Source organism: Erythrobacter sp. (assembly GCF_023653175.1).
Taxonomy (GTDB): Bacteria; Pseudomonadota; Alphaproteobacteria; order Sphingomonadales; family Sphingomonadaceae; genus Erythrobacter.
On record NZ_JAMNXL010000176.1, the window covers coordinates 1 to 7,501 of the forward strand.

Genomic DNA, 7,501 nt, shown 5'->3' on the forward strand with positions numbered 1-7,501 from the left:
CGCCCCGCGACCAGCCCTGCCCGCCTTGCCGAGTTGCGCGCCGCCGCGGCAAGCGCCGACAGCACTTTTGCCGCGCGCGCAGGCGAGGCCGGCCAGCTGGCCCGCGCGGCGGCCGGCCAGCCTGCCGAAAGCAGCGCCCGCGCCGCCGCGCTGGTCGCGCTCGCCGAGCTCGATACCCAGCGTGGACGCACCGCCCTGGCGCTCGCCGCGCTCGACAGCCTTGCCGCCGAGGCTGCGGGCGCCTTGAGCCCCGATCCGGCGCTTACCGCCGTGCAAAGCGAAGTCGCCGCCACCCTCGCCCGCGAGGACGAGACGATAGCAGGCTTGTGGAGAGTGATGGGATCATGAACCTTGCGTGCAGCACCTGCCCGGTCAAGGAGACCGCCGCGTGCGCGGTGCTCACTCCAGACGAACGCGACGCGATGGCCGCCGCGGGCCGCACCCGCACGCTGAAGCGCGGCGAGATGCTGTTCGCGGCCGGTGACGAGCAAGCCGCCTGCGCGACGCTGCTGACGGGCGCATTGAAGGTCTCGGCGGTGGATGTCGACGGCAACGAGCAGATCCTCGCGCTGGTCCATCCGGCAGGCTTCATCGGCGAGCTGTTCGCGCCGTTCGCGCACCACGACGTGGTGGCGCTGACCGAGAGCCGGCTGTGCACCTTCGCCAAGGCCGACATCGAGCGCGCGATCGAGGATTACCCCGCCCTCGCCCGCGCGCTGCTGCGCCGCAGTCAGGCGGATCTGCTGGCGACGCGCAACCTGCTCGAACTCACCGGCCACGCCAGCGCCGAGGCGCGGCTTGCCGCCCTGCTCCACGATTTCGCCGCGGCCGCGAGTGACAGCTCGTGCCATCTGGCGTCGCATTTCGAACTGCCGCTGACCCGCGGCGAGATCGGCAACATGCTGGGCCTCACCATCGAGACCGTCAGCCGCAAGCTGGGCGAGCTCGAGGACATGGGCGCGATCCGGCGCGAGGGTAAGCGCGGTATCGCGCTGCTCGATGCTGGGATGCTGCAGGACGTTTCGGGGCGGTAGGGTCGTTCGTTTGCGTGCCACCTTAGGTGGCGCAGACCCCCCGCGTCGCGCGCCAGCGCGACGGAAAGCAAGAACGGGGCGGCAGCGGGGGGAGAGGTGCCGCCGCCCCGAGGGGGAGCTTGTCAGTTCAGCGCACCAGCGCGGCGATTACCGCCACTGCGAGGCCCCAGACCACCAGCAGCACCGGCAGGATCAGCACCTGAATGCTCGCGTCCTTGGCCGCGAGACGTCCGGTGGCGGTCTGGATGCCGCGGGCCTCGAACTCGCCGAGGGTCTGCGGCGCAGAGGTGTTGCCCGCCAGCCGCGTCCAGATCGCAGGCACGCCAAAGCCGGCGATGATGAACACCACGAAGATCGCCATCGGGATCGCCAGCGCGGGATTGGCAAAGGCGCTGCCGACCACCAGCAGAAAGCCGAGATAACCCGCCACGGTGGCGCCGTAGAGCGCGGTGGGGAGACCGAAATTGCGGTCGGCCTCGACCTGATGGCGGGGGTGCTGCTCCAGCTCGGGCTGCGCGACGATCCGCGCGTCGCCGCTGGCGATGAGATCGTGGACGATGTGGCTCATGGGATGATCCTTTCCTTTGTCGGAAAGGGTTTATGACAAGCGGCGCGCCCCTGCTTTGACGCGAATCAAATCACGCCTGCCAGCGGGCAAGGTCGGCGTGGTCTGCTTCGCGCGGCTCGATCCAGTGCCATGCGCCGCCGCGCTTCTCGCGCTTCCAGAACCACGCGGCGCTCTTCAAGTGGTCCATGCAGAAGTCGACCGCGTCGATAGCATCGCGGCGGTGGAGCGCGGCGGCCGAGACGCATACGATCGGCTCGCCCGGGCACATCACCCCGACGCGGTGAACCATGAGCAGGCCCATCAGGGTGAAGCGGGCGAAGGCGCGGTCGGCCAGTTCGTGCATGCCGGGCAAGGTGAGCGGCTCGTAGTGGGAGAGTTCGAGCGCCTCGACATCGGTGTCGCTGCGCACCTCCCCGACAAAGGTGCACACCCCGCCAAGGCCAGGATTGGCCTGCGTGAACGGGCCGATCAGCGTGCCCGGGATGAACATCCGGTCGAGCAGGCGGATGTCGCGATGGGGCAAGCGCTCGGTCATGGGTCAGCCGCCCGAGACGGGGGGCAGGAAAGCGACCTCGTCACCATGGCGCACAACCAGCGCCTCGCGGTCAGACACGACCGCGCCGTTGAGCGCGACCTTGACACGCGGGTCGCGGACGGCGTCGGCGAGCCCCTCACCCACATGGCTGTCGAGCAGGGCGAGGAGGTCAGGCCAGTCGAGATCGCCCGAACTGGAAGCAAACTCGCTCACCGGTTTGCCCGCAGCGTCGGCGAGCTTGCCGAGGTAGACGACCCGGATCACCGCAGCGCTGCCGGTGGGCGCGACAAGCACCGCGATGCTGCGTTGGCGGGGATGGTGGGCCATGCCACGCCTTACCCGCCCGTCATCGACATATGCCGCGCCAGCGCGGGGGCAGCGCCGCGCTGGTCCATGCGGAAGGCGTGCTTCTCGGGCTTGATCCTGAGCGCCTCGTCGAGCGCGGCAGCGAGTGCGGCCTCGGGCGCCTCGGAGCGCAGCGCGGCGCGCAGGTCGACCTGCTCGCCGCCGCCGAGGCAGGGATAGAGCTGGCCGGTAGCGGTGACGCGCAGCCGGTTGCACCCGGAGCAGAAGTTGCCCGTATGGGGCGTGATGAAGCCGAGCCTTCCCCCGGTCTCGGCGATATCGACGTACCGCGAGGGACCGCCGGTCTTGTGGTCGCTGTCGGTAAGCGTCCAGCGGTCCTCCAGCGCCGCCCTGACGGTGTCGAGCGGGAGGTACTGATCGAGCCGCTCCTCCTCGACATCGCCGAGCGGCATGACCTCGATCAGGGTGACGTCGTGGCCTTGCGAATGGCCCCAGGCGATGAGGTCGGGGAGCTCGTCCTCGTTGACGCCCTTCAGCGCCACGGCGTTGAGCTTGACGCTGATCCCGGCCGCCTTGGCCGCAGCGATGCCTTCGAGCACTTGGGACAGGCTGTCGCGGCGGGTGAGCTCGGCAAACTTCGCAGCGTCGAGGGTGTCGAGCGAGACGTTGACCCGCTTGACGCCGGCCTTGGCCAAAGCGTCTGCGTGGGCGCCAAGCTGGGTGCCGTTGGTGGTCAGCGTCAGCTCTTCGAGGTCGTGCCCGACGCGGCGGCCCAAAGCGCTGAACAGGTCGATGATGTCGCGCCGCACCAGCGGCTCGCCGCCGGTGATGCGGATCTTGGTCACGCCGCGGGCGATGAAGCCGGTGGCGAGATCGTAGAGTTCCTCGAGGCTCAGGACCTCCTTCTTGGGGAGGAAGGTCATGCGCTCGGGCATGCAATAGGAGCACCTGAGGTCGCAGCGATCGGTGACCGAGAGGCGCAGATAGCTGATGCGGCGCTGAAAGCTGTCGACCAAGGGGCGCGGCTTGTCGCCGACGACGATCAGGTCGGGCTTGCGGGGCTCCGAGGGGCTTGGGGCATGCGACACGGGCTCATTCATGGCACACCAGATACTGCCCTGTCACCCCGGGCGCATCTGCCAAAAAGCGTAAGACATCATTGCGCGCCTCGCCATGGTGACCGGAGACAATATTGACCCGCTTGGGCGCCACCTCGCGCGCCAGATCGCGGGCCAGCGCGAGACGCCAGTCGCGGTGACCGTGCGCGGCAGGCGGCAGGACGATGGCGAGCGCGCTTGTCTCTGGATCGGCCAGCATCGCGCGCGCGGCTTCGAGGTGGAGCGCCATGAAGGCGGTCTGCGCATCGAGCGCGCCGTCCGGCAGCAGGCTGACCTCGAGCTGCCGCTGCATGGGCTCAGCCCCCGTGGGCCGCGCGGCGCTGACGGTGGAGCGTGATGCCGATCTGCTCGTTCGCCTCGGCAATCGCGAGCTTGACGATCTTCACCGTCACCGCCTCGACCCTGGCGTCGCCCACGAAAAGGGTCTCGCAGATGTGGTCCGCCACTGCCTCGATCAGCTTGAAGTGGACGCCTTGCGGAAGGCCTGCGGAGGCGGCGAACTTCAAGTCCATGTAGTTCTTGGAAGCCTCGAGCGGCGTGTCGGGATCGTAGCGATCGGCAACGGCATAGCGCGCCGCGATCGAGATGCGCAGCGGCTGGGGCTTGCCGGTCTCCTCGGAATAGATGCCGGTGAGGACATCGACGACGAGATCATTGACTTCGAGTGTAAGCGAATCGGTCATGGCGCCGGGCTTTAGCGGGGATTTGACCAGCGCGCGAAGATTGCGGTCGGCAGCAGCCTGCCGCCGTGCCCCTCTTCGCGCACGGCCAGGTCGCCGTGTTCGATCACCCCCGGAAGATGGCCGAGCGCCTCTTCGAGCAGCCCCGCTATCGCAAGGCTGCTCATCCGCACGGCATAGACGGTGAGGAACAGGAAGCGGCTCTCGCCGTCGAGCAGCCGCGCGCAATCGGTGACGAGGCCGGGGAGATGCTCCTCCAGCCGCCACACCTCGCCCTCCGGGCCGCGGCCGAATTTGGGGGGGTCGAGGATGATCCCGTCATAGCGGCGCTCGCGCCTGACCTCGCGCGCAGTGAACTTGGCGGCATCGTCGGTCAGCCAGCGGATCGGGCGGGCCTCCATGCCGGACAGCGCGGCGTTCTCGCGCGCCTGAGCGACCGACTTCTTGGAGGCATCGACATGGGTGACCTTGCCGTGCCGCGACAGCGCCAGCGTGCCGAGGCCGGTGTAGCCGAACAGGTTCATGGTCTCGGCGGCGTCCATCCCCTCAAGCTGGTCGCGCATCCAGTCCCACACCGGAGCCATGTCGGGGAAGAATTGCAGGTGGCGGAAGGGGGTGGGTCGCGCGGTGAAGCGGACTTCGTTCCAGGCGAGCTCCCAGCCCTCGTCGGGCAGGCGTCCGGTGAATTGCCCCGTGAACTGCCAGCGGCCGCCGCCATCCTCGTCCGAGCCGGGGATGAACTCGCCGTCCGCATGCCAATCCGCTTGGCGCGGCTGCCACAGGGCCTGGGGTTCGGGGCGGATGAAGCTGTAGGGGCCAAAGCTCTCCCACTTGCGCCCTGCCCCGCTGTCGAGCAGGCGGTAGGCGCCGTCGTCATTTGGCCACCCGGTGCATTCCATCACCAGCGGCTGCTGGACGAGGCGCGCCATCAGGCGTTCCCGGCGTGGCCGAGCACGTAGTCGCGGGAGGCGGCGTAATCGCCAGCGATCTCGACGAAGCTCTCCTCGCGCCCGAAAAGGTCGCCGACCCGCGCCGGGAGTGCCGGGCGCATGCCGACCGCGCGCTCGACCGCGTCGGGGAACTTGGCAGGGTGGGCGGTGGCGAGGGTGACGAGCGGCACGTCGGTAGGCACGGTTCCCGCCGCAGCGAGCGCACGTGCTGCGTGGAGGCCCACGCCGGTGTGCGGATCGATCACCTGCCCCGCCGCGCGGTAGGCCCATTGCAGCGCGCGGGCAGTCTCGGTCTGATCGGCGCGGGCGCTGGTGAACAGGGCGGAGGCCCCCTGCGCCTGCGCGTTGGTCAGCTGCATTGCGCGCGCTTGTTCGAAGGCGCGCATCTGCTCGGCCATTGCCGCCCCGTCACGTCCGCCGGCGTCGAACAACAGACGCTCGAAATTGGAGGAGACCTGGATGTCCATCGAAGGCGTGATGGTCGCGGTCACGCCGCCCGCCGAATAGTCGCCGCTCGACAGCGCGCGGTGGAGGATGTCGTTGATGTTGGTGGCAACGATCAGGCGCTCGATCGGCAGGCCCATCTTGGCGGCGACATAGCCTGCAAAGACATCGCCGAAATTGCCGGTCGGCACGCTGTAGGCCACCGTGCGATCCGGCGCGCCCAGCTGGAGCGCGGAGGCGAAGTAATAGACCACCTGCGCCATCAGCCGCGCCCAGTTGATCGAATTGACCGCGCCGAGGTTCAGGGTGTGGATCACGTCCGCATCGGTGAACATGCGCTTCACATGCGCCTGCGCGTCGTCGAAGCTGCCTTCGATGGCGAGGTTGTGGACATTGGGCGCGCGCACCGTGGTCATCTGGCGGCGCTGGACGTCGCTCACCCGTCCGCGCGGGTGGAGCATGAAGATCTCGACCCGCTCGAGCCCCGCCACGGCATGGATAGCCGCCGAGCCCGTGTCCCCGCTGGTCGCGCCGACGATGGTGAGGCGCTCGCCCCGGCGCTCGAGGAAGGTCTCGAACAACCGGCCGAGGAGTTGCAGCGCGACGTCCTTGAAGGCCAGCGTCGGCCCGTGGAACAGTTCGAGCAGCCAGTGCTGCTGATCGAGCTGCACCAGCGGCGTGACCGCAGCGTGACCGAAATCGCCATAGACCTTGTGGCACAGCGCGAGGAGCTCGTCCTCGGTCAGGCTGGGCGTGACGAAGGGAGCCATGATCCGCGCGGCGAAATCGGGATAGGCAAGGCCGCGCATGGCGCGCATCTGATCGGTCGAGAAACGCGGCCACTCGGCGGGCACATAGAGCCCCCCGTCGCTGGCGAGGCCCGCAAGCGTCACCCCTTCGAAATCGAGCGCCGGTGCGCTGCCGCGTGTCGAGACGTATTGCATATGCGAACAGCGCCTAGCGCTGGCGGCGTCGCAATGCCAGCACGTAGATGACAAGCGCGGTCAGGGCGAAGAAGAACCACTGCCCGGCATAGGCGAGGTGGTTGTTCGGGAGGCTCCCGGGATCGGGCCGGGCGAGCGGTTGCAGCCCTGCCACTGCCGGGTCAGCGACAAGGCGCGGGCCGGGCGCGATCACGCCGGTGACCTCGCCGCCCTCCCATTGCGGAGTGACCATCTCGCGCGTGAAGCCAAGGTCGATGGTAAGCGGCTCACCGAAAGCACCCTCGGTGCAGGTAGCGCGCACGGCCAAGCCCTTCTGACCCGAGGCGGCCGTGCCCGAAACGGTGGTCAGTGAGAGCACCCGGCCGCAGGTAATGCGGCTGCGGCGAAACCAGTTTGCTTCGGCATTGTCGTCGATGGGGTAAGGAACTTCCGCCGCATCATTGGCCGCCGCCTCAAAGCGCGCGATCAACGCTTCCTTTTCGGACCTGCGCTGGAGCTGCCAGATGCCCAGCGCCACCATGGTGAGCGCCGCCGCAATCACCACGATGGTCGCAAAAATCGGCACGCGGCGGGCGGTCATGGCTGCTGGCTCTCTTCGTATTGGTGGAAGACCCACATGGTCTTGTAGAAGCGCAGGGCGAAAACGACGCTCGCAATAGTCACCGGCCCCCAGAACAGGAAGGTCACCCACAGCGGCGGCCGCAGCCATTCGTCAACGCCGAGCGCGGCGAGAATCAGCACCAGCGCCAGCAGCATCGTCACCACGCCGACGAACCTGCCACCGCGCTCGAGGCTCAGGATGTCGAGCCCGCAAGCGGAACACTTATCCGCCAACTGGGCTGGTCCCTCGAACAAGGTGCGCTCCCCGCAGCGGGGACACAAACCGGAAAGGGCAGCCGAGACTAATCCCGGCTGCCCCTTC

Annotated in this window: 11 protein-coding genes and 1 pseudogene; 2 read left to right on the forward strand and 10 right to left on the reverse strand. The window is 68.5% G+C overall.

All coding sequences use genetic code 11. The annotated features are described in order from the left end of the window. Both NBV68_RS15795 and NBV68_RS15800 read left to right on the forward strand, forming a co-directional pair. Positions 1–348, forward strand: a pseudogene (locus NBV68_RS15795) (hypothetical protein); the annotation flags it as partial. Further along, positions 345–1,034, forward strand: coding sequence for a Crp/Fnr family transcriptional regulator (locus NBV68_RS15800; RefSeq protein ID WP_296311546.1), 690 nt, complete (start codon positions 345–347; stop codon positions 1,032–1,034). The pseudogene NBV68_RS15795 and the gene NBV68_RS15800, both read left to right, overlap by 4 nt. A 127-nt stretch (positions 1,035–1,161) precedes the next feature. Here the strand turns inward: NBV68_RS15800 and NBV68_RS15805 are convergent, their stop codons facing one another. The 10 genes from NBV68_RS15805 to NBV68_RS15850 all read right to left on the reverse strand — a co-directional run bounded on the left by NBV68_RS15805 (position 1,162) and on the right by NBV68_RS15850 (position 7,461). Then, a complete protein-coding gene (locus NBV68_RS15805; protein WP_296311548.1) occupies positions 1,162–1,602 on the reverse strand; it encodes a hypothetical protein in 441 nt (146 codons plus the stop codon). A 70-nt stretch (positions 1,603–1,672) separates the two neighbouring features. Next, the gene (locus tag NBV68_RS15810; RefSeq protein WP_296311563.1) at positions 1,673–2,092 is read right to left on the reverse strand and encodes a molybdenum cofactor biosynthesis protein MoaE; all 420 of its coding nucleotides are present in this window, start codon (positions 2,090–2,092) and stop codon (positions 1,673–1,675) included. Positions 2,093–2,140: 48 nt separating this feature from the next. After that, complete coding sequence (locus NBV68_RS15815; RefSeq protein ID WP_296311551.1) at positions 2,141–2,464, reverse strand: MoaD/ThiS family protein; 324 nt, start codon at positions 2,462–2,464, stop codon at positions 2,141–2,143. 8 nt (positions 2,465–2,472) lie between these two features. Next, entirely contained in the window at positions 2,473–3,486 is a 1,014-nt protein-coding gene (moaA, locus tag NBV68_RS15820; protein WP_296311565.1) for a GTP 3',8-cyclase MoaA, read from the reverse strand. 49 nt (positions 3,487–3,535) lie between these two features. Next, positions 3,536–3,853 (reverse strand): Rossmann fold domain-containing protein, encoded by a 318-nt coding sequence (locus NBV68_RS15825; protein WP_296311553.1) that lies wholly within the window; start codon positions 3,851–3,853, stop codon positions 3,536–3,538. A gap of 4 nt (positions 3,854–3,857) precedes the next feature. Beyond that, a complete protein-coding gene (locus NBV68_RS15830; protein WP_296311555.1) occupies positions 3,858–4,244 on the reverse strand; it encodes a dihydroneopterin aldolase in 387 nt (128 codons plus the stop codon). An 11-nt stretch (positions 4,245–4,255) separates the two neighbouring features. Continuing rightward, positions 4,256–5,170, reverse strand: a complete 915-nt coding sequence (locus NBV68_RS15835) for a class I SAM-dependent methyltransferase (RefSeq protein ID WP_296311556.1) — start codon at positions 5,168–5,170, stop codon at positions 4,256–4,258. Then, the gene (gene thrC / locus NBV68_RS15840; RefSeq protein WP_296311557.1) at positions 5,170–6,579 is read right to left on the reverse strand and encodes a threonine synthase; all 1,410 of its coding nucleotides are present in this window, start codon (positions 6,577–6,579) and stop codon (positions 5,170–5,172) included. Before thrC ends, NBV68_RS15835 begins: the two co-directional genes overlap by 1 nt. Positions 6,580–6,592: 13 nt before the next feature. Continuing rightward, positions 6,593–7,159: an SURF1 family cytochrome oxidase biogenesis protein gene (locus NBV68_RS15845; protein ID WP_296311559.1), complete on the reverse strand. Its 567-nt coding sequence runs from the start codon at positions 7,157–7,159 to the stop codon at positions 6,593–6,595. Continuing rightward, positions 7,156–7,461, reverse strand: coding sequence for a DUF983 domain-containing protein (locus NBV68_RS15850; RefSeq protein WP_296311567.1), 306 nt, complete (start codon positions 7,459–7,461; stop codon positions 7,156–7,158). The genes NBV68_RS15845 and NBV68_RS15850 overlap by 4 nt, the downstream gene beginning before the upstream one ends. Positions 7,462–7,501: the final 40 nt, after the last annotated feature.

Excerpts from the sequence above, each read along its gene's own strand:
- NBV68_RS15800 (WP_296311546.1), top strand. The coding sequence starts at position 345 with ATGAACCTTGCGTGCAGCACCTGCCCGGTCAAGGAGACCGCCGCGTGC.
- NBV68_RS15805 (WP_296311548.1), bottom strand. The coding sequence starts at position 1,602 with ATGAGCCACATCGTCCACGATCTCATCGCCAGCGGCGACGCGCGGATC.
- NBV68_RS15810 (WP_296311563.1), bottom strand. The coding sequence starts at position 2,092 with ATGTTCATCCCGGGCACGCTGATCGGCCCGTTCACGCAGGCCAATCCT.
- NBV68_RS15815 (WP_296311551.1), bottom strand. The coding sequence starts at position 2,464 with ATGGCCCACCATCCCCGCCAACGCAGCATCGCGGTGCTTGTCGCGCCC.
- NBV68_RS15825 (WP_296311553.1), bottom strand. The coding sequence starts at position 3,853 with ATGCAGCGGCAGCTCGAGGTCAGCCTGCTGCCGGACGGCGCGCTCGAT.
- NBV68_RS15830 (WP_296311555.1), bottom strand. The coding sequence starts at position 4,244 with ATGACCGATTCGCTTACACTCGAAGTCAATGATCTCGTCGTCGATGTC.
- NBV68_RS15835 (WP_296311556.1), bottom strand. The coding sequence starts at position 5,170 with ATGGCGCGCCTCGTCCAGCAGCCGCTGGTGATGGAATGCACCGGGTGG.
- thrC (WP_296311557.1), bottom strand. The coding sequence starts at position 6,579 with ATGCAATACGTCTCGACACGCGGCAGCGCACCGGCGCTCGATTTCGAA.
- NBV68_RS15845 (WP_296311559.1), bottom strand. The coding sequence starts at position 7,159 with ATGACCGCCCGCCGCGTGCCGATTTTTGCGACCATCGTGGTGATTGCG.